At 59.7% G+C, this 19,273-nt stretch carries 15 protein-coding genes; 7 read left to right on the plus strand and 8 right to left on the minus strand.

Annotated features, from left to right (window positions below; genetic code table 11):
* Nucleotide 1 precedes the first annotated feature (1 nt).
* The 3 genes from astD to ACFC5L_RS09250 all read left to right on the plus strand — a co-directional run bounded on the left by astD (nt 2) and on the right by ACFC5L_RS09250 (nt 4,841).
* The gene (gene astD / locus ACFC5L_RS09240; protein ID WP_375203230.1) at nt 2-1,465 is read left to right on the plus strand and encodes a succinylglutamate-semialdehyde dehydrogenase; all 1,464 of its coding nucleotides are present in this window, start codon (nt 2-4) and stop codon (nt 1,463-1,465) included.
* Nucleotides 1,462-2,784 (plus strand): N-succinylarginine dihydrolase, encoded by a 1,323-nt coding sequence (astB, locus tag ACFC5L_RS09245; RefSeq protein WP_375203229.1) that lies wholly within the window; start codon nt 1,462-1,464, stop codon nt 2,782-2,784. Before astD ends, astB begins: the two co-directional genes overlap by 4 nt.
* Before the next feature lie 236 nt (nt 2,785-3,020).
* Nucleotides 3,021-4,841, plus strand: a complete 1,821-nt coding sequence (locus ACFC5L_RS09250; RefSeq protein WP_375203228.1) for an ATP-binding protein — start codon at nt 3,021-3,023, stop codon at nt 4,839-4,841.
* A 36-nt stretch (nt 4,842-4,877) separates the two neighbouring features.
* On the opposite strand, the gene ACFC5L_RS09255 is transcribed toward ACFC5L_RS09250, so the two are convergent.
* A complete protein-coding gene (locus tag ACFC5L_RS09255) occupies nt 4,878-5,354 on the minus strand; it encodes an Lrp/AsnC family transcriptional regulator (RefSeq protein ID WP_375203227.1) in 477 nt (158 codons plus the stop codon).
* Between the two features lie 162 nt (nt 5,355-5,516).
* Here ACFC5L_RS09255 and ACFC5L_RS09260 point away from each other — a divergent pair, with 162 nt between their 5' ends.
* Both ACFC5L_RS09260 and ACFC5L_RS09265 read left to right on the plus strand, forming a co-directional pair.
* Complete coding sequence (locus ACFC5L_RS09260) at nt 5,517-6,566, plus strand: Glu/Leu/Phe/Val dehydrogenase dimerization domain-containing protein (RefSeq protein ID WP_375203226.1); 1,050 nt, start codon at nt 5,517-5,519, stop codon at nt 6,564-6,566.
* Between the two features lie 118 nt (nt 6,567-6,684).
* Nucleotides 6,685-7,872 (plus strand): thiolase family protein, encoded by a 1,188-nt coding sequence (locus tag ACFC5L_RS09265; protein ID WP_375203225.1) that lies wholly within the window; start codon nt 6,685-6,687, stop codon nt 7,870-7,872.
* A gap of 10 nt (nt 7,873-7,882) precedes the next feature.
* Here the strand turns inward: ACFC5L_RS09265 and ACFC5L_RS09270 are convergent, their stop codons facing one another.
* Together ACFC5L_RS09270 and ACFC5L_RS09275 are read right to left on the minus strand one after the other, a co-directional pair.
* On the minus strand, nt 7,883-8,623 hold the full coding sequence (locus ACFC5L_RS09270; protein ID WP_375203224.1) for a DUF4197 domain-containing protein: 741 nt from the start codon (nt 8,621-8,623) through the stop codon (nt 7,883-7,885).
* Between the two features lie 24 nt (nt 8,624-8,647).
* Nucleotides 8,648-10,708, minus strand: a complete 2,061-nt coding sequence (locus ACFC5L_RS09275; protein WP_375203223.1) for an amidohydrolase family protein — start codon at nt 10,706-10,708, stop codon at nt 8,648-8,650.
* Between the two features lie 203 nt (nt 10,709-10,911).
* Here ACFC5L_RS09275 and ACFC5L_RS09280 point away from each other — a divergent pair, with 203 nt between their 5' ends.
* Complete coding sequence (locus ACFC5L_RS09280; RefSeq protein ID WP_375203222.1) at nt 10,912-12,087, plus strand: acyl-CoA dehydrogenase; 1,176 nt, start codon at nt 10,912-10,914, stop codon at nt 12,085-12,087.
* A 211-nt stretch (nt 12,088-12,298) separates the two neighbouring features.
* Here the strand turns inward: ACFC5L_RS09280 and ACFC5L_RS09285 are convergent, their stop codons facing one another.
* The 4 genes from ACFC5L_RS09285 to ACFC5L_RS09300 form a co-directional block, all read right to left on the minus strand.
* Complete coding sequence (locus ACFC5L_RS09285; RefSeq protein WP_375203221.1) at nt 12,299-13,354, minus strand: NAD(P)/FAD-dependent oxidoreductase; 1,056 nt, start codon at nt 13,352-13,354, stop codon at nt 12,299-12,301.
* A 52-nt stretch (nt 13,355-13,406) separates the two neighbouring features.
* On the minus strand, nt 13,407-14,855 hold the full coding sequence (locus ACFC5L_RS09290) for a serine hydrolase domain-containing protein (RefSeq protein WP_375203220.1): 1,449 nt from the start codon (nt 14,853-14,855) through the stop codon (nt 13,407-13,409).
* Nucleotides 14,856-14,993: 138 nt separating this feature from the next.
* The gene (locus ACFC5L_RS09295) at nt 14,994-16,724 is read right to left on the minus strand and encodes a M56 family metallopeptidase (RefSeq protein ID WP_375203219.1); all 1,731 of its coding nucleotides are present in this window, start codon (nt 16,722-16,724) and stop codon (nt 14,994-14,996) included.
* The gene (locus ACFC5L_RS09300; RefSeq protein WP_375203218.1) at nt 16,711-17,088 is read right to left on the minus strand and encodes a BlaI/MecI/CopY family transcriptional regulator; all 378 of its coding nucleotides are present in this window, start codon (nt 17,086-17,088) and stop codon (nt 16,711-16,713) included. Before ACFC5L_RS09300 ends, ACFC5L_RS09295 begins: the two co-directional genes overlap by 14 nt.
* A 191-nt stretch (nt 17,089-17,279) precedes the next feature.
* Between ACFC5L_RS09300 and ACFC5L_RS09305 the strand changes: the two genes are divergently transcribed.
* Entirely contained in the window at nt 17,280-18,257 is a 978-nt protein-coding gene (locus tag ACFC5L_RS09305) for an SDR family NAD(P)-dependent oxidoreductase (protein ID WP_375203217.1), read from the plus strand.
* Here ACFC5L_RS09305 and ACFC5L_RS09310 read toward each other — a convergent pair.
* Nucleotides 18,254-19,273 carry a VIT1/CCC1 transporter family protein gene (locus ACFC5L_RS09310; RefSeq protein WP_375203216.1) on the minus strand — a complete coding sequence of 340 codons (1,020 nt, stop codon included), beginning with the start codon at nt 19,271-19,273 and terminating at the stop codon, nt 18,254-18,256. The genes ACFC5L_RS09305 and ACFC5L_RS09310 overlap by 4 nt on opposite strands.

The following is a 19,273-nucleotide window of genomic DNA, read 5'->3' on the forward strand; positions in this document are numbered from 1 at the left end:
AATGACAAATAAAATCCTCATCAACGGCAAGTGGCGCGACGGCGCGGGCGCGGAATTTTCAAGTTTCGATCCGTCAACCGGCGAAACAATCTGGACCGGGGCTGCGGCGACGAAGAATGATGTGAGCGACGCCGTCAGCGCGGCGCGCGCCGCCTTTGAGAAATGGGCGCTGACGCCGATCGCTGAACGCATTGCTGTGATGGAGCGCTATCGCGATCTCATCAAACGCGACGCCGAGGATCTGGCGCGTCTTATCTCGCGCGAGACCGGCAAGCCGTTCTGGGAGACGAAAACAGAAGCGGCGACGGTTTCAGGCAAGGTGGATATTTCGATCCGCGCCTATCACGAACGCACAGGCGAGAAGGAAACGCTGACCGGCGCGACGCGCGGGATATTGCGGCACAAGCCCCATGGCGTGATGGCGGTGTTGGGACCCTATAACTTCCCGGCGCATCTGCCCAATGGTCATATTGTGCCCGCGCTGATCGCCGGCAATACGGTCGTCTTCAAACCGTCGGAAATGACGCCGGGGCCGGGCGCCTTTATCGTAGAACGCATGGTTGAGGCGGGCGTCCCCGAAGGCGTCGTCAATCTGGTGCAGGGCGGACGCGAAACCGGCGAGGCGTTAACGGCGGGAGATGTCGACGGCGTGCTCTTCACCGGCGGGGCGAAAACCGGTCTCGCGATCCACAAGATGTTTGCTGATCGCCTCGATGTCATTCTCGCGCTCGAACTCGGCGGCAACAATCCGCTGATCTGGTGGGATGTGGACGACGTGGAGGCGGCGGCTTTCACGGTGGTGCAGTCGGCCTTCCTGACCAGTGGTCAGCGCTGCACCTGCGCGCGCCGGCTCATCATTCCCGACGGACCGCAGGGCGATCACGCGCTGCTGGCGCTTGGCAAGCTGACGGAACGCCTCATTGTCGGCGCGCCCTTCGATGAGCCGCAGCCCTTTATGGGTCCGGTGATTTCGCCGAAGATCGCGGAAGGGTTGGAGCGCGCTTTCGACCAACTTGTGGACCGCGACGGCGTGCCGGTGAAAAATCTTTCCGTGATCGATGACGGCAAGGCGTTCGTCTCGCCGGGGATTATTGACGTCACCATGTGCGCCGACGGTGTGCCCGATGAAGAACATTTCGGTCCGTTCCTCAAAGTCTATCGTGTGAAAGATTTCGACGACGCCATTGTTCGCTCCAACAAGACGCGCTTCGGCTTGTCTGCGGGCATCCTTACCGACGATAAGGCGAAGTGGGAGAAGTTTCTGGCCTTGTCGCGCGCGGGCATCGTCAACTGGAACCGCCAGACGACGGGCGCCTCCGGCGCCGCGCCCTTCGGCGGCATCGGCGACAGCGGCAATCATCGCCCGTCGGCCTATTACGCCGCGGACTATTGCGCTTACCCGGTGGCGTCGATGGAAGGCGAAGGCTTGCTCGCGATGCCTGAAGGACAGGTGGGCGTTAAGTGATCTACGCCGAATACAATTTCGACGGGCTGATCGGTCCTACGCATAATTATGCGGGGCTCTCATTCGGCAATATCGCGTCCGCAACCAACAAAGGCGCGGCGTCGAACCCGAAAGAGGCGTCGTTGCAGGGCCTTGCCAAGATGCGTGCGGCCATGGAGCTGGGACTTAACCAGGGGTTCCTGCCGCCGCAGGACCGGCCGCACTTAAAAACACTTCGCGCGCTCGGCTTTTCCGGAACCGACAAAGAGATCATCGAAAAGGCGGCGAAGGCCGAGCCGCAATTGCTGGCCAATTGCTACGCCGCTTCGTCCATGTGGACGGCCAATGCGGGCACCGTGGCGCCGTCGCCCGACACCGCAGACGGCAAGGCGCATGTCACGGCCGCTAATCTCGCGGCGAATTTTCACCGCTCCATTGAAGCGGACACGACCGCGCGGGTGCTTGCGCATATTTTCGATAACGAAGACTATTTCGTGCATCACCCGCCGCTGCCCGGCGCCATGCATTTCGGCGATGAAGGCGCGGCGAACCATGGACGTCTGTGCGAAAGCCACGGCGACAAGGGTGTGCACTTGTTTGTCTATGGCGAAGACGGCGAAAAGTTTCCAGCCCGCCAGAAGAAACGCGCAAGCGAGGCCGTGGCGCGCAACCACTTGCTTGATCCGGTGCAAACCGTTTTCGTTCAACAGTCGACGACAGCACTCGACGCCGGCGCCTTTCATAATGACGTCGTCGGCGTCGCCAATGGAACGGTGCTGTTCCTCCATGAACAGAGCTTCGCCGATCGCGACGCCGCTTATAAAGCGATCCGCGAGGCCGCGCCCTTTGTCGACATCATCGAGGCGCCCGCGAAAGACGTGTCCCTTGAGGACTGCATCAAGTCCTATCTCTTCAACTCGCAACTCTTGACCTTGCCCGCCAATAATGGAAGTGGCGGTGAAATGGCGCTTCTCCTGCCGCAAGAGGCGGAAGAGAACGCCCGCGTCAAAGCCTTCGTTGAGGCGACGCTCTCAAAGAACAATCCCGTCAATCGTGCGATCTACAAGGATGTGCGTGAGTCCATGCGGAATGGCGGCGGGCCCGCCTGTCTTCGCCTGCGTGTGGTGCTGTCGGAAGAGGAAGCCAAGGCGGCGAACCCGAACTTCATTCTCGATGAGGCGCGCATCACGGCGCTGGAGCATTGGGTGAAGGCCCATTATCGCGATCGCCTGACGCCAGATGATTTGCGTGACCCTGCGCTGATGGAGGAAAGCTTCGCCGCGATGCAGGCGCTGACCGACCTTCTTTCCATGGGCGCCTTTTACGATTTCCAGCGATAGCGGCGGGAACAAGCCGTCTTAAATGGGCCCCTGCGGCGTTCCCATTTGCGTGATCGCTTCAAAACGCAACACTCCCGCCCATTTCCTGTTTCATTCCGGATCGCGAAACGCATTTCAAAACGGTTAGGCGGCGTTCCCGGTAGGCACCGATTAAGACTTTCCGGCTAAATTTTAAGGATTCACGGCCCGGCGCCGTGCAATCCCGTATCCGCCTATTGAAGGGAGCCGTGACAGTCATGACGAAAGCCATGCCCGAGGGAGAGCGGGCCGGCGGAAAAGACCAGGCGTCGATTCTGTCAGGCTTGATTACAACGGCGCAAAGCCGCCGGCGGGAACTGAAAACCCGGATTATTATCGCCGCTATTGGTTCGCTCTTGCTGTGGGGCGCGATCAGTCATGTGCTGTCCGCCGTGTGGTTTGCGGCGATCGTCGTTACGCAGCTCGCCGACGCTTATGCGTGGCGCGGGTTTACAGACAGCGCGCGCAAACGGCCGCCCAGCAAAACTGAATGGCTCGCAATTCTCGCATCATCGTTGCAGGCGACCCTGGTCTATTCTCTCTTTCCTGCGCTGCTTTGGTTTATGTGGGGCACCCCGGGCAAGGTTTTCGCGATCTTGTGGCTGGCCGGTTCGCTATTGCATGTGACCATGCATATGCATCACGAAAGGCGTACATTCCTCGCGGCCGTCACGCCGCATGCCTTGTATTTTTTCGGGCTTCCGCTCTACGCACTTGCGACTGGCGCTGAACCGGGACGGGCCGGCGCGGCGGCGATCCTCTTGGCGGCGACCCTTTATGCGTCGCATCTTGCGTCGGCCTTCCGCGCCCATGAAGCCTCCAGCGCCGATATGCGTTCCGAGCGCGATCGCGCTGAAGAACGTCAGGCGCAGGCTGAGCAGGCGAACCAGGCGAAGTCGGCGTTTCTCGCCAATATGAGCCATGAAATCCGGACGCCCATGAACGGTATTCTCGGCATGGCGGCGGCGCTCGAAGACACCAAGCTGACGCAGACGCAACAGGAAAAGCTCAAGATCGTGCGCGATTGCGGCGACCTCTTGATGATGGTGCTGAATGATCTTCTCGACTTCTCCAAGATTGAGGCGAACAAGATCGAGCTTGAAAAGGCGCCGTTTTCCTTCAGCGAGATCGCCCGCAATGTGGAAAGCCTTCACGCCCTGAAGGCCAGGCAAAAAGGCGTTGATTTTCGCGTGGAGTGCGACGGCGATGCGGATGCCCTGCGCCTTGGCGACGGTCACCGCATTCTTCAGGTGCTGTATAATCTGGTCTCGAACGCCATCAAATTCACCGAGAGCGGCGCGGTGCTGATGCGTATCACGGCGCCGCGCGCTGAGGGCGATCACACGGTCATTGAGGTGAAAGATTCCGGCATCGGCATGTCCGCCGATCAGATTTCCAGGATTTTCGACCCGTTCACGCAAGCCGACGCCACAACGACACGCAAATTCGGCGGCACCGGGCTGGGCCTTTCCATCGCGAAAGGGTTGGTGACGGCGATGGGCGGCGAGATTTCAGTGCGCTCGACGCTGGGCGCCGGTTCCATTTTCAAAGTTTCTTTTCCGGCGCCGCTGGCGCATGGCGATGATGCGGCCGAAGCGGCGGAGGCGTCCGGTGCGGCTGCGCTAAAACAGCAAAAAGGCCTGCGCATTCTCGCTGGCGAAGACAATGCGGTGAACCAGGCTGTGTTGAAGGCGTTTCTTGATCAGCGCGGGCACAGAACGCTTTTTGCGTCCGACGGCCTTGAGGCGGTTGCAGCTTTCAAGCGTGATAAATTCGATGTTGTGTTAATGGACATATCCATGCCGCGGCTGGACGGCCCTGAAGCCATGCGTCAGATCCGCTTTCTTGAGCGTGAGCTTGTTGCGGGCAAGCCGACGCCGATCATCGCCATTTCGGCCCACGCCATGCGTCAGCAGATCGAGGAATTTCTTGAGATGGGCTTTGACGGCTATGTGACGAAGCCGATCCGCGCCGAGGAGTTGCATGCCGAGATTGATCGCGTCACGGCGCCGCCAGAAGTCGCTGCGAGCGTTGCGTAAGGGCGCTCCAGAAAACAAACCCAATCTGGAAATTCTCTAACGGATGATGGACTGCGGCAACGGCGTCACCACCTTGCGCGCCACTTCGCGCAGCGTGAAACTCGATTCCACTGTCGCAATATTTGGCATACGGAGCATTGTTTCCGACAGGAAGGTTTCATACGTCGCGAGCGACGGCACGACAACGCGGATGAAGTAGTCGAACTTGCCGGTGACGAGATAGCATTCCATCACTTCTTCGCGGTTCTTGATCGCGGTTTCGAATTCTCTGAGCGTTTTGTCGTCTTCGCGCTCGAGCTTGACCAGAATGATCACCGTGACATTGACGCCGAGCGCCTCACGATTGATCTCGGTGCGATAGCCCTTGATGATCCCTTCGGTCTCCAGCCGTCTGAGGCGCCGAAGGCAGGGGGTTGGCGACAGGCCCACCCGTTCTGCGAGTTCCGCATTGGTGATCCGGGCGTTCTCCTGAAGGTGTTTCAGGATCTTGTGGTCGATATGGTCGAGCTTCATAGGTCCGCTTTCACTAATCCTTCCTGTATTTAGCATTATATGCTAACCGTCAAGCGGCCAAGCCCGATATTTGACCGGAAGCGCTCGACGAAAAGGTATAGGAAGCCTCCCATTCTGGCCGGTTTGGGCGCAGGGCTCGCGGCTGCATGGAGGACGTTCCCAATGAAATCTGAGGTTCTGCCGGTCGAGGGCTGGCGCAAAGTCGTGCATTTTACCGAAGAATCTACGGGCCTTAACGCGATTATCGCCGTGCATGACGCGACTCTCGGGCCTGGCTGCGGCGGCTGCCGGATTTACCCTTATGCGAGCTTCGAGGCAGGGCTTGAGGACGTAAAAAATCTTTCCCGCGGCATGACCTACAAGAACGCCATGGGCGGCATTCCGTTCGGCGGCGGCAAGGCGGTGATTTTCGCCGATCCGAAGAAAGACAAGACGCGGGAATTATTGAAGGCCTTCGGCCGCGCCGTGGATAGCCTTGAGGGCCTTTATTACACCGCGGAAGATTCCGGCGTTACGGAAGCCGATCTCGCGACCATCCGTTCCGTCACCAAATATGCGGCGGGAATGGAGAAGGAAGGCGTCGGCGGCAACCCGTCGCCTTTTACGGCGCGCGGCGTCTGGCGCGGCATGCAAGCGGCGGCAAAGCGCAAATTCGGCAAGGACAGTCTGAACGGGATGACGGTGTCGATCCTCGGCGTCGGCGCAGTCGGGATGGAGCTTGCAAGACTCATCCATGAAGAAGGCGGCAAGCTTGTCGTTGCCGATGTCAATCAAGCCGCCGTGACCGAAGCGGTGACGCGCTTTGGCGCGGAAACCGCGACGCCGGAAGACGCGGTTGCGGTCGATGTCGATATTTTCGCGCCCTGTGCGCTTGGCGGTTCCATCAACGCTGAAACGCTGCCGCGCCTTAAAGCCAAAATCATCGCCGGCGCCGCGAACAACCAGCTTAAAACGCCGGATATGGACCAGGCGTTGAAAGACAAGGGCGTTCTTTATTGCCCGGACTACGTGATCAATGGCGCAGGCGTGATCTCCGTCGGGCTTGAAATTCTCGGGAAGTGGACGACACCTGAAATGAACAAGCGGATCGACAATATTGGCGCCATGCTCACCGATATTTTCAACCGCGCTGAAGCGGAAAACGCCCCCACCGGCGCGATCGCCGACAAGATGGCGCTTGAGATTATCGCCCGCGGCCGTAAGGCCGCATAACAGTTAGGTGGCCGTAAGGCCGCATAAAAACGGGCGAACGCGCATCATCACGTCATGAGGATGAGGGTGGCGGGCTGCCGGCGCGGGGCCTATATATCCGTCCAAAAGGAGACATCCCATGACAGCATCAGATCCCGTCCTCATCGCCGGCATGGCGCGCACGCCCATCGGTAATTTCCTTGGCGCCTTTGCGACCGTCAAAGCGACGGAGCTCGGCTCGACCGCCATTAAGGCGGCGCTGGAGCGGGGCGGCGTGAAGCCTGACGATGTGGATGAAGCGCTCATGGGCTGCGTTCTTCCGGCGGGCCTCGGCCAGGCGCCGGCGCGGCAAGCGTCTCTGGGCGCGGGGCTGCCGAAATCCGCAGGCTGCGTCACCGTCAACAAGGTTTGCGGCTCCGGCATGCGGACGGTCATGATGGGTCATGACTCAATTGCGGCCGGCTCCGCCTCGATTGTGGTCGCAGGCGGCATGGAGTCCATGACCGGCGCGCCGCATCTGCTTCCCTCTGGCCGCACCGGCATCAAATTCGGCAATGGTCAGGTGTTCGACCATATGTCCTATGACGGCCTCGAAGACCCCTATAACAATCACGCGGCCATGGGGATTTTCGCGGAGAAATGCGCCAGGGAATGGCAGTTCTCCCGCGAAGAGCAGGATGAATATTCCATGCGCTCCGTGACGCGGGCGCAGGACGCGATCAATACCGGCAAGTTCAGGGACGAGATCGTGCCTTTTGAAGTCGCGGGCCGCAAAGGTTCTGTGACCGTTGCTGACGACGAAAAACCGGGCCTTGTGGACGCCGCGAAAATTCCGTCTCTGCGCGCCGCGTTTGAAAAAGACGGCACAGTGACGGCGGGCAACGCTTCGGCGATTTCCGATGGCGCCGCCGCGCTGGTTTTGATGCGCCAGTCCATGGCCGACAAGAAGGGCGCCAAGCCGATTGCGCGCATCGTCGCGCAAACTAACCATGCGCAGGAGCCGGAATGGTTCACGACGGCGCCGGTCGCGTCCATTCAGAAAGTGCTGGAAAAAGCCGGCTGGTCTGCGGGCGATGTCGATCTCTATGAAATCAACGAAGCCTTCTCCGTGGTGCCTCTTGCGGCCATGCGCGAACTCAAGCTGCCGGCCGAAAAGGTCAACATCCATGGCGGCGCCATTGCGCTCGGCCACCCCATCGGCGCCTCCGGCGCGCGCATTCTCGTGACGCTGATTAACGCGCTCCAGCAAACCGGCGGCAAAAAAGGCGTCGCCTCCCTCTGCATCGGCGGCGGCGAAGCAACGAGCCTGGCGGTGGAGTTGATTTAGCGCCGCACCACTATCCAAACACGCGCCGCAGGATTTCCGAAGTGCGTTTCGCCGGGTTGGAGCGGATCGCCGCTTCTTCCCTGGCGATATAGAGGAACATGCCGTCGAGCCCATACTGAACGCCATGACGGATCAGGTCGGTCTTGGCGTCCGCGCCAAGCTTCGGCGCCAGCGGTATGGATTTCATGCTGGCGGTCAGTTGGTCGAACGTCCTGATCGCGCCCGCTTCCTGCAGGGCGTTCGACATGATCGGCGTAAACAGATTGGTGAGGGGCGAGAAGGTTCTGTTCTTCAGATAATTGGTCGCCGCATTGTCGCCGCCACGCACGACGCCAATGGCATCATTGATGCTCATGGATGAAATGGCGTTGATGAAAATGCGGCGCGCGCGCGGAACCGCCGTCTCTGCGCCACGATTGAGTTGTGTTTCCAGCCTATCAAGCGGGCCAGACAGGCCGAGGCGTCCCAGAGATGACTGCATGTCCTGCAAGAAGCCGGGCAGGGGAATGTGAATTTGCGGATTGCGCAGGAAGCCATCGCGCACGCCGATGGTCGAAATCGCTGAGCCAACGCCATTGTTCAGCGCTGCGCGAATGCCCGCTGCTGCATCCGCTTCCGAGAGCGGGCCGCTGCTTCCCGGAATGCTCGGAAATGTCACGCCATCGGTGACGCAGCCGGTCAGCATGCCGGCCGCGCCGAGCATCAGAAACGACCGCCGCGGCAGTGGCGATGAGGAGAGATTGGTGGTCATGGAGCCTCCTGAATTTTCAAAAGCCTAGTCGCCGCTCACCGCCGGAACATTGGTGAACGGCGCAATCCCGAACTCCGGATAGATCTCGCTCGGGAAATACATCGTTCCGCCGCGCGAGACGAGAGCGATCGACTTGATCGCTTTGAGGTCTTCGGTCGGGTCACCGGGAACCAAGAAGAAGTCGGCGAGCTTGCCGGGCTCAATCGCGCCGCGGCTGTCGCCGAAACCCATATAGTCCGCCATGTCATAGGTGGCGCGCTTTAAGGCTTGGGCCGGCGTGAACCCGAAGCGCTGGAACAGTTCGACCTCGCGGTGCAGTTCGAAGGCGCCGCCGAGATCGGTGCCGGGAACGATGAATATCCCGCGCTCATGCATCATCGCCAGCGTGTCGATGATCTTGTCGAAGGCGGCGCGATAGGCGGCGTCTTCTTCCTCGTCGGCGACGTTGAGAAGCGCGACCTTCGACCCTCGTTGCACGGCCACGGGCATGTGGTCCACATAATCGGCCATGCCAATGCGAGTCTCGCCATTACGCGCGAGCAGGCCGAATTCGTGGATCACCGTGGTTGGATCGACAACGATGTTGTTGTCCACCATGAGGTTGATGGTGCGCTGGACCTTTTCACTCTCCAGATCGAGATCGGCGAATTTCGCCATTCCGGTAATCCGGGCGAGGGTGCGCGTGTCATCCTCGGGGCCCAGCACCCAGCTCAGCATCACCTGATTGATATGCGTGATTTCGTCATAACCGGCTTCGATCATTTCATCAGGCGTCGAAAAGGCCGGGATGTGACCGGCGACGCGCATGCCATGAGCATGGGCTTCGGCGGCCATGGCCGGCACCCATTCGCCCTTGACCGAGCTGTAGACCTTGATCTGGTGATAGCCGCCGCGCTCTGCATACATGCGCACGAGGTCAACCGCTTCTTCTTCGGAGGTCGCAAGCTCGCCTGTCGAATTGTTGGTTTCGCTGACGCCTTCGATGAAGCCGCTCATGGAGATGCGCGGCCCGGCGAGAACGCCGCTTTCGATTTTCTCACGCAACGGCTCCAGGACGTCGATCTCATTGCCCATGTCGCGCACGGAGGTAATCCCGGCGAGCACGTTAATAAGCGCGTCATCATCGCCCATATGGCCATGCATGTCGTAAAGACCCGGAATGAGCGAGCCGCCTGCGCCGTCGATCACCACTTCATTGTCGCCGCCTGCATCGGCGGCTTCGATGGCGGCGATGCGGTCGCCTTCGATGACGACGGAGACAGGCGCGGACATGTCGAGGCTTTCGGGCTGGAACAGCCTCACATTGCGGATGCGCACGGGGCCGTCATAGCGGTGAGCGTAGCGGGCCTGAATATCCTCATACCGTGCAGCGCCGTATTTGGCGGCGAGATTTCTGAGCCGTTCTTCCTCGCCTTCATAGCCTTTGCGAATGGTGATGAAGCGCGGCGTGATATAGGCGAAGAATTTGTTCTCGTCGTCGAGGATGAAATAATCAGGATCGAGATCGGCGCCGGAAAGCGCATAGGTAGTGATTGTTTCATCGCCGCCATCGCCGGTGACGGTCAGCGTCTCCATTTCCGTCAGGCGAAGCTCGCCGGCGGGCAGGGCCGGCATGGTGCGGTCGCTGTCCTGCAACAGGGCGTTTGCCTGAATGAAGGCGGCGTAAGGGCTGCCGAACTGGTTGATGTAAAGCGTCGGTTCGCCGACCGTCGCATTGCCTTCGCCGGCGGCGTCGGACCATGTGGCCGCTCCGCTGTTTAGCGCGTAGCTTTCCTCAATCTGATTACCGAAGGTCGTATTACCCGCAATCGACCAGGCGACAGGCGTTCCCGCCTCATCGAGCGACAGCGTTTCCTTGAAGCCGGGGCCCCGGCCGTTGTTTTTGAAGTCGTAGTCGATGGCGTATTCATTTCCATGACGCTCGACATTCATATAGCCGACCGGCGTTCCGGCGATGATCACCGAATAGGCTTCTTGCGACGCGGCCGTTTCAGTGGGCTCTGCAGCTTTCTGCGAACAGGCTGCGGCCAGCAACAAGATGACGCCAGCGCCGGCGCTGCGGCGCGCAATGGATAAAATTGACATGAAGCCCCTCTTTTCCCCGGTTTTGTAGTAAAAATAGTTTCTGATTGTGGACGACATTCTCATAAACCGCCAAGGCTGGCCAGCACGTTTTGCCGCAAAAAATAAGGGCTTGGCCGCATTGCCGGGCGTCTCGCAGAAAGCTACATACGGGGCCATCTCACTCATAATAATCAGGAGACGGCCCGAACGGCCGGCCAACCCAAATGACCAAACAGACCTTCGACTGGCAGGACCCGTTAAGCCTTGAAACACAGCTTTCGGATGAGGAGCGGATGATCCGCGACGCGGCGCGAGGGTTTGCGCAGGACAAGCTGATGCCGCGTATTCTCATGGCGAACCGCGAAGAGCGCTTCGACCGCGAGATCATGACCGAGCTTGGCCAGCAAGGATTGCTCGGCGCCACAGTGGCGGAAGAATATGGCGGCGGCGGCGCGAACCATGTCGCCTATGGTCTTATCGCAAGGGAAGTTGAGCGCGTTGATAGCGGTTACCGCTCGGCCATGTCGGTTCAGTCGTCTCTTGTCATGTACCCGATCGAAAGCTTCGGCACGGAAGAGCAGAAGAAAAAATATCTGCCGAAACTCGCGAGCGGCGAATGGGTCGGGTGTTTCGGCCTGACAGAGAGCGACGGCGGCTCCGATCCGGGCGCGATGCGCACGAAAGCGGAAAAGGTTGACGGCGGCTACAAGCTCAACGGTTCGAAAATGTGGATCACCAATTCACCCATTGCCGATCTCGCGGTGGTTTGGGCGAAGTTGGATGGTGAGATCCGCGGCTTCGTTGTTGAGCGCGGAACGAAAGGGTTTGAAACACCGAAAATCGAAGGCAAGCTTTCGCTGCGCGCCTCCGTGACGGGGGAGATTGCGCTTGATGACGCCATTGTGCCGGAAGATGCGCTGCTGCCGAATGTCAAAGGTTTGCGCGGCCCGTTCTCCTGTCTCAACAAGGCGCGTTACGGTATTTCGTGGGGCGCTATGGGCGCGGCGGAATATTGCTGGATGGCGGCGCGCGATTACGCCATGGAGCGCGTCGTCTTCGGCAAGCCCATCGCCGGCACGCAATTGGTTCAGAAAAAACTCGCCGACATGCAGACCGAAATTGCGCTCGGGCTTCAGGGCGCGCTGGCGCTGGGGCGTCTCCTCGACAGCGGCGCATATGTGCCCGAAGCGATCTCTATGATGAAGCGCAACAATTGCGGCAAGGCGCTCGACATCGCGCGCGTCGCCCGTGATGTCCATGGCGGCAACGGCATCTCTGATGAGTATCATGTCCTGCGCCATGCGGTGAATCTCGAAACGGTCAACACTTATGAGGGCACGCATGACATTCACGCCCTCATCCTCGGCCGCGCCATGACCGGCATCCAGGCGTTCATGTAATTTGCCTCACCCGAAGGCGGCGCCGGCTGCGCCGCCTGTAGCGGAGCTTGCCGGCGCCAGCGCCGTCCGGTGGCGTTTCCTCGCGAGGACGTTTCCTCCAGGGACGGCGCAGCCGTTATGTTCGGCTGTCTGCTCGGGCGCTTGGCGCGCCCCTGGGCGAGCGTTTAGCACGAGTACGGACAAAGGTCATTTTGCAGGCGCGAAGAGCGTTTCAGCCGCCGACTTGCGCCTGCAACCCTTTCGCAGATGTGGTGTGCTGGAATTTCAGCTTCCGGTCCGGAAAGACGTAATGGAAGGCCCCATGGGACATGAGCGCCGCCTCATGAAAGCCGGACAGGATCAGTTTCAGCTTGCCTGGATACCAGGCCATATCGCCGATGCAGAAAATGCCCGGTACGGAGGTTTCGAATTTTTCCGTGTCGACCTCGATGCGGTTTTCCGTGAGGTTCAGCCCAAATTCCGCGATCGGTCCCAGCTTCATGGTGAGCCCGTAAAAAGCGAGAAGCGTGTCGCAAGGAATGTCGAAAGCCCCGTCTTTTTCGCTCTCGACGGAAACTGCGCTGATCTGGCCGTTTATGCCTTTGAGCCCTTTGATCTGCGCCACTTGAAAGTCGATTTTCTCTTCATTGGCGAGCGCGTGCATTTTCTCGACACTGTCCGGCGCGGCGCGAAAATCCGGCCGGCGGTGAATGAGAGTTATCTTTTTGGCGATGGGCTGGAGATTTAAGGTCCAGTCGAGGGCGGAGTCTCCGCCGCCTGCGATGACGATGTTTTTGTCCTCAAAGGCGTCGCGTTCGCGCACGGCGAAAAAGACCGACTGTCCTTCGAAGTCATCGACGCCGGGGATGGGCGGCTTTTTCGGCTGGAACGAGCCGCCGCCCGCGGCGATGACAATCACAGGCGCAGTGATTGTCGTGCCGAGGTCGGTGGCGATCGTCCACTTTCCGTCCGGCGTTTTATCCAGTGAGACCGCCATTTCATTCATGTGAAATTTGGCGCCGAACGGGTCGATCTGTTCGAGTAATTGTTTCGTCAGTTGCTCGCCGGTGATCGACTTGATGGCGGGAATGTCGAGGATCGGCTTTTCGGGGTAAAGCTCGGCCGCCTGACCGCCGGGCTTGTCGAGAATATCGACTAGATGCGACTTGACGCCGAGGAGACCGAGTTCGAACACGGCGAAGAGGCCGCAGGGTCCTGCGCCGATGATGATCACATCGGTTTCATGGGCGCCGCCGGGCGGAACGCTCTCCACGGTTGCTGCGGCCATCGCCTTTCCTCCCGTCGAGTTTTGCGGCAAAGCCTAGACGAGTTCCGGGGCGTCAGGGAAGGGGCGCTTGAGCTGAATGCAGCCTCAGTTCAAGAGTTCGGCTTGCGAAGGCTCCGGAAAACCCGGGCGCGTCGCCTGTCTTCCAGACCAGAGGAAACGCGCCCCATGGGGTCGCCGCGGCGAAGATGAGCTTGCCCGGTCTTTCGGCCACCAGGACCGCGTTAATATGCTCGATTGGCGCCTCCAACGCCGCCAGCCAGACCGCCAGTTCTCCTTTGGGAGTAATCGTGACCGCACAAACGCCCTCCTGTTGAGCAATGCTGACAGCGCCCATTGCATTGTCAGCTTGCGGTTTTGCGTCCGGGTTGGAAACGAAAACGCCATCGTAGCCCCATTCGCCAGTAGGGCAGTGAACCGGATCCACGGTTTCGGCCGCAGCCGTCGCGATCAGTTCGCCTGTCGTTTCAATTCGGGATGTCCATGCGGCATTGGACAGGAGCGCTGAGGCGAAATTTCGAGAGCGGTTGTAGGTGAGTATCGATCTTGCGCCGGGCGTCACGCCGGCATGGTGGACGACCGGCTCTCCTTCCCAGTTTTTCCCTATGCGCCAGCCAAAGCCGATGGAAAAACGGTTCGTGCTGACAGGGTCGCCATTGTTCAGCGTCGCAGGGGTGATGGAGGCGTCTCGAAGATCGGGCCTGACAATCGCGCCGCGCATATAAGCATCAGCGAAGGTAACGAGGTCGGAAGGCGTGCTGAGAATGCCCGTGGCGCCAACTACATGATGCTGATCGTTCCGCGGGATTTCACCGCCATGTTGAACAAACAGGTGTGATGCATCGTTTGGCAGAGCATCGATATGTTCGACTTCGGTCCCCGTAAGAGAAAGAGGCTCCAAAATTTGCTGGCGAAAGTTTTCTTCAAAAGAAGCGCTTGTCGCGTTTTCAATCGCGGCGCCCATGAGCGCATAACCGTAGGAGCTATAATTATATTTCTCGCCGGGTGAGAACAGCAGGGGCTTGTGTGCGTATATCGAAAGTGAATCATTCAAAGAGGGATAGCTTGCAGTTGGATCGTAATTATCGTCACCGGTGTAATGGGCGATGCCCGAAATATGAGCCGCTAAATGGCGCAGGGTGATCTCACCTGCTGCGTTTTCAGGCCAGTCAGGGACGTAAACGCGAATATCATCGTCGATATTCAGGACTTCCGCCTCACTGAGCTTCAATGCCATCGCAGCGGCGAAAAGCTTGGAAACGCTGGCGATGCGAAATTGTGTCCGCTCTGTAATCGGGATCAGCCGTTCTGCGTCTGTAAACCCGGACTGTCCCGTCCATATGATTTCGCCGTCTTTCATGACAGCGGCGCTCAGTCCTGGCGCTCCCGATACTACCTGAAGAGAGTCTAGGAGGTGCTGCGCAGTGGTTTCGCCGGCATGCGCCGAGCCCAATAGCGTGCTGAGTGCGCAACAGATTGCCGGAACGAAGCGCCTTTTTATCATTCTCCCATCCCTCTCACTTTGGCGTATTTGGATTTCAACGCTGCAAAACCGGATTTCCGTCGCAGACAGTCTTGCCTTATCTCAAAAACAAAAAAAGGGCCCATATGGGCCCCTTTTCCGGTTGCGCTCTGTGCGCGCCTATTTCTGTTTTTCGGCCTCTTTCAGCTGTTCTTTCAGGCGCGCGATCATGGCTTCCCGGCGCTCGGCGTCACGCTTGGCGCTTTCTTCCATCCGGGCGATGGCCTTGCGCAGATGTTCCGCGCGCGCTTCCGGATCGGCGCTGTCATGGTCGCTGAGGCAGATGACTTCCCGGCTGATGACGCGCTCGCCGCCGTCGCCGTCATCTTCGCCCCAGGAAAGCACCATGGGGTCATCAGCCTCGACACCGTTGCAATCCGCCATCTGAAAATAATGGTCGCCATGGGCGCCATCCGATGTGACCGTGACCCAGCGCATGGCGCTCGCTTCAGGCGGCAAAGGCGCATCAGGAGCGGCGATGGAGTCAAAATCCGTATCGGCGTCGACATCGCCTGTGGTGAAAACCCTCACTCTGTGCGGCGCGCCTGCGCGCTTGATGGAGATTGTTTGTTCCTTGCCATCCTTCTTGTTGATCAGGGTGACTGTTTCAAAAGGCATTTCGTCGTCATCGTCGTAAATATCTTCAGAGATCAGCTTTCCCTTGCGGTCGAATATCTGGACATTTCGCTCGCCGTTTTCTTCCTCAATGACAAGCTTGCCCGGATTTTTAACGCCGTCGATTTTCATGGTTTCGCCGTCGTCAGCGGTGATGATCGTTCTTGACGTCACTTTCTTTTGTTCACCATGAGCGATCTTGATTGTCTTTGTTTGCTTTGCGTCTTTTTCGTCGGCAAACCCATAGGAGGCGGTTGCGGCGAGGCTGACGGCCGTGAAGATCGCGGCGGCGGCGACGCCAGCGGCGAGACGGGCGCGGCTTTTCTTGCGGGACTTAAGCAGCATTATTCTCTCCTTGACGGGATGGGCGAGGGTGAGGCCATAGGCGGGGGCGTTCATCTCCCTACGGACGGATTTCAAAATGGCGGCGGCGTAATTGCCTTCCGCGCCGCCGCAGCGGGCGAGGACAAAGGCGTCGCAGGCGGCTTCCTGATCGGTGCGGAAGGCGGAAAAGAAAAAATGCGCCAGCGGGTTCGGCCACTGCGCCGCCTGGAAGGCGAGGGCGGCCAGCGTCGCCGCCATATCGCCGCGCGCCACATGGGCGATTTCATGGGCGAGGACGAGGCGTTGCTCGGCGCGGGCGTAATCGGTTTCAAAGCCGGCGGGCAGGAAAATCACCGGCCGCAAAAGCCCGATGAGGCAGGGGCCATCCGTATCATTGTTATTCACGCGCAGCTGCGGCGCGCGGGAAAGACGCAGCCCCCTGGCGATGTCCTGGGCCATTGCGCTGGCGGACGGGGAAGCAGGCTTTGAATCCGCAATGCGTGCGCGCAGATATTTTGCCTGGTTTTCAAGATGAAGGCAGAACCAGGCGAAGGCGACCGCGGCCCAAAGGAACAGTGCGGCGCCGGCGACAAGCGAGAGCCAGTCGACGCCATATGTCAAAAATTCCGTATTGGACGGAAGCGGCGCTACAAGCGTCTCCCATCCCTGGGGCGCATTTACGGTGGCTGGTTCGGCGGCCGGGGCGATGGCCGGCTCCAGCGTGTCCGGCGCCGGAAGCAGCTTCAGCTCGGGCAGAAAGAGACGCGCCGCAGGGGCAAGCCACAGCGCATAGGCTGCGCGCGCGCCGAACAATCGCGCGAATGGTTTCCTGACCAGCAGAACAAGAAGGATCAAAATGCTGAGCGCCAGCGAGGTTTCGCCGAGCCAGCGGAGAAGGTCAATCGCTGTCACGTTTCAACTCTCCAATCAGGGCTTCAAGCTCACTTAAATCTTCGCGCGTGAGCCCCTTGCTCTCCGCCAGATGCGCGACCAGCGGCGCGGCGCGGCCGCCGAACAATTGGTCTGCAAGGCGCTGTGTCGCGCGCCGGGCATGGGCGTTCCGCGTGACTTTCGGGCTGTAGAGATAGCGCCTGCCATCAGGCTTGTGTTCAACGGCGCCTTTTTCAACAAGGCGCGACAGGAGCGTCTTTACGGTTTTAAGGCTCCAGCCGGTTTCGTCGGCGAGCCTTTCGGCGACAGTGGACGCTGCGAGCGGACTTTCGGCCCACAGGACATCCATGATCTGGAATTCCGCTTTGGTTATCTGCCTGGTCATCAGATTCCGGCGCTCACTTCCCTGCTGACTACAACTGTAGGCATTTCATGGATTACATCTGTAGTCAATAGGGGTTTGTCGCAGGGAAAGGTCGCTTTGACGTGAGGGTGATTTGCTCCCCGGGACGGCGCGCGTTATGCCTCCGTTTCAATGATAACCACTTAAATGTTGCGTATCAGGAAGTGTTTCCCATGGCCGCGAAGAATCAAAAGCCGCTCGGAACAGGGCTCGGGCCCCATACGACCGCTACCGAGGTGATGGAAGGCGTCCGCCTCGACGGCAAGACGGCCGTCGTGACCGGCGGTTATTCCGGCATCGGACTAGAGACGGTGAAGGCGCTTGTTGCGGCGGGCGCTGAGGTGATCGCCCCGGCGCGCGACAAGCGCAAGGCGGACGAAGCCTTCGCCTCTGCCGGGCTTGCCATCGCAACACTTGAAATGGATCTCGCCAATCTGACCAGCGTCTTTGAGGCGGCTGCGGAAATCGGCGACAGTCACAACAGCGTCGATTTCTTGTTCAACAATGCCGGCGTCATGGCCTGTCCGGAACAGCGCGTGGGCCCGGGCTGGGAATTTCAGTTCGCCGTGAACCATATCGGTCACTTTGTCTTCACGCGTGAGCTGATGCCTTATCTCCTGAATGGCGAAGGTGCGCGCGTCGTCACCACCTCTTCTGTGGGACACAAGCGCAGCCGCATTCGCTGGGACGACATCCATTTCGAAAAAGAGCCTTACGACAAGTGGCTTGCTTATGCGCAGTCGAAAACCGCGAATGCGCTTTTTGCATTGGAGCTTAACAATCGCCGCGATCGGGACGGGGTGAAATCGTTTTCCGTACATCCCGGTCCCGTGCTGACGCCGATCATGCGTCACATCACAGATGACGAATTGATCGCGATGGGCTGGAAACAGCCGAATGGCGACCTAACGGAGGAAGCGCACCGTTTCGTAAAGTCGCCTCTGACGGGCGCGGCGACATTGCTCTGGGCGGCGACAAGCCCGCTGCTTGAAAATCGCGGCGGCGAATATTGTGAGGATTGCGACATCGCGGCCATGTCGACGCCGGAAGCGCCGCGCTGGGTCAATGTCGCTGAATGGGCGGTCAATGACGATGACGCCAAGCGCCTTTGGGCGATGACCGAAGAGATGGTGCTGGCGGCGGAGGCTTAAACCGCCGCGCCGAAAAGAGATCCGATAAAATAGGTCGCCCCGCCCGCAAGCGCGCCGATAAACGCCATGCGCAAACCACCCGCAAGCGCACTTTTTCCGGAAAACAAACTCAAGGCGGCGCCAATGGCGAAAAGGCTGACGCCGGCCAGAGTCGCAGCGGCGGGAACGGCATTGTTTCCTGCGCCAAAAACGAACGGGACAAGCGGAATGATCGCGCCGCAGGTAAAAGCGAGAAAAGACGATAGCGCCGCTCCGGCTGGCGAGCCGAGATTGTCGGGATCAAGCCCCAACTCCTCACGCGTCAGGGCATCAAGCGCCGCGTCGTGATCCTTGATCAGGTCAAGCGCAAAGCTTCGCGCGTCTTCGAGCGCCATGCCGCGCGCATGATAGATCAGCGCCAGTTCTTCGGCCTCTTCTTCAGGATAAAGCTCCAGCTCTTCGCGTTCCTGTCCGATCTGATGCTCATACATCTCCCGTTGCGAGCGCACGGAAACATATTCACCCGCCGCCATGGAAAAGGCGCCGGCGAGCAGGCCGGCGACGCCGGTCAGTACGACGTCATTTGTCGCGAGCGCGGCGCCGGAAACGCCCATGACGAGCGACGTGTTTGAGATGAGCCCGTCATTGACGCCGAACACCGCCGCGCGCAAAGAGCCGCCGCCCGTCTGATGACGTTGCCCGATCTTTTCGACATCTGTCGGCATGGGATGGCCCGGTCTGAGCACGGGTCCTGAATAAACGGAGACGCCGCGCACTTTCACCGCGGCGAGAACGGGCCGCATGGCGCGCGGTCCGAATAGACCGACCATTTTGGCGATGAGCCGCGCCCGCAAGGACGGCGCGAAGGGCGGCGGCGAAAAGTCTTTGGCGATGATGCCAGCTTGCTCTTCCGCCGCAGCGGCCATTTGTTCAAACAGCTTTTTGCGCGCCGGCGCGTTCTCCGCTCTGGCGACGGCGGCGCTCAGATAGGCGGCGGTCTTTTCCGATGTCCAGCGGTCGAGATGGTCTTCCGGCAT

It is taken from the genome of Hyphococcus sp. (assembly GCF_041986965.1).
Taxonomy (GTDB): Bacteria; Pseudomonadota; Alphaproteobacteria; order Caulobacterales; family Parvularculaceae; genus Hyphococcus.

Excerpts from the sequence above, each read along its gene's own strand:
- astD (WP_375203230.1), top strand. The coding sequence starts at position 2 with ATGACAAATAAAATCCTCATCAACGGCAAGTGGCGCGACGGCGCGGGC.
- ACFC5L_RS09250 (WP_375203228.1), top strand. The coding sequence starts at position 3,021 with ATGACGAAAGCCATGCCCGAGGGAGAGCGGGCCGGCGGAAAAGACCAG.
- ACFC5L_RS09255 (WP_375203227.1), bottom strand. The coding sequence starts at position 5,354 with ATGAAGCTCGACCATATCGACCACAAGATCCTGAAACACCTTCAGGAG.
- ACFC5L_RS09260 (WP_375203226.1), top strand. The coding sequence starts at position 5,517 with ATGAAATCTGAGGTTCTGCCGGTCGAGGGCTGGCGCAAAGTCGTGCAT.
- ACFC5L_RS09265 (WP_375203225.1), top strand. The coding sequence starts at position 6,685 with ATGACAGCATCAGATCCCGTCCTCATCGCCGGCATGGCGCGCACGCCC.
- ACFC5L_RS09270 (WP_375203224.1), bottom strand. The coding sequence starts at position 8,623 with ATGACCACCAATCTCTCCTCATCGCCACTGCCGCGGCGGTCGTTTCTG.
- ACFC5L_RS09275 (WP_375203223.1), bottom strand. The coding sequence starts at position 10,708 with ATGTCAATTTTATCCATTGCGCGCCGCAGCGCCGGCGCTGGCGTCATC.
- ACFC5L_RS09280 (WP_375203222.1), top strand. The coding sequence starts at position 10,912 with ATGACCAAACAGACCTTCGACTGGCAGGACCCGTTAAGCCTTGAAACA.
- ACFC5L_RS09285 (WP_375203221.1), bottom strand. The coding sequence starts at position 13,354 with ATGGCCGCAGCAACCGTGGAGAGCGTTCCGCCCGGCGGCGCCCATGAA.
- ACFC5L_RS09290 (WP_375203220.1), bottom strand. The coding sequence starts at position 14,855 with ATGATAAAAAGGCGCTTCGTTCCGGCAATCTGTTGCGCACTCAGCACG.
- ACFC5L_RS09300 (WP_375203218.1), bottom strand. The coding sequence starts at position 17,088 with ATGACCAGGCAGATAACCAAAGCGGAATTCCAGATCATGGATGTCCTG.
- ACFC5L_RS09305 (WP_375203217.1), top strand. The coding sequence starts at position 17,280 with ATGGCCGCGAAGAATCAAAAGCCGCTCGGAACAGGGCTCGGGCCCCAT.
- ACFC5L_RS09310 (WP_375203216.1), bottom strand. The coding sequence starts at position 19,273 with ATGCCGGAAGACCATCTCGACCGCTGGACATCGGAAAAGACCGCCGCC.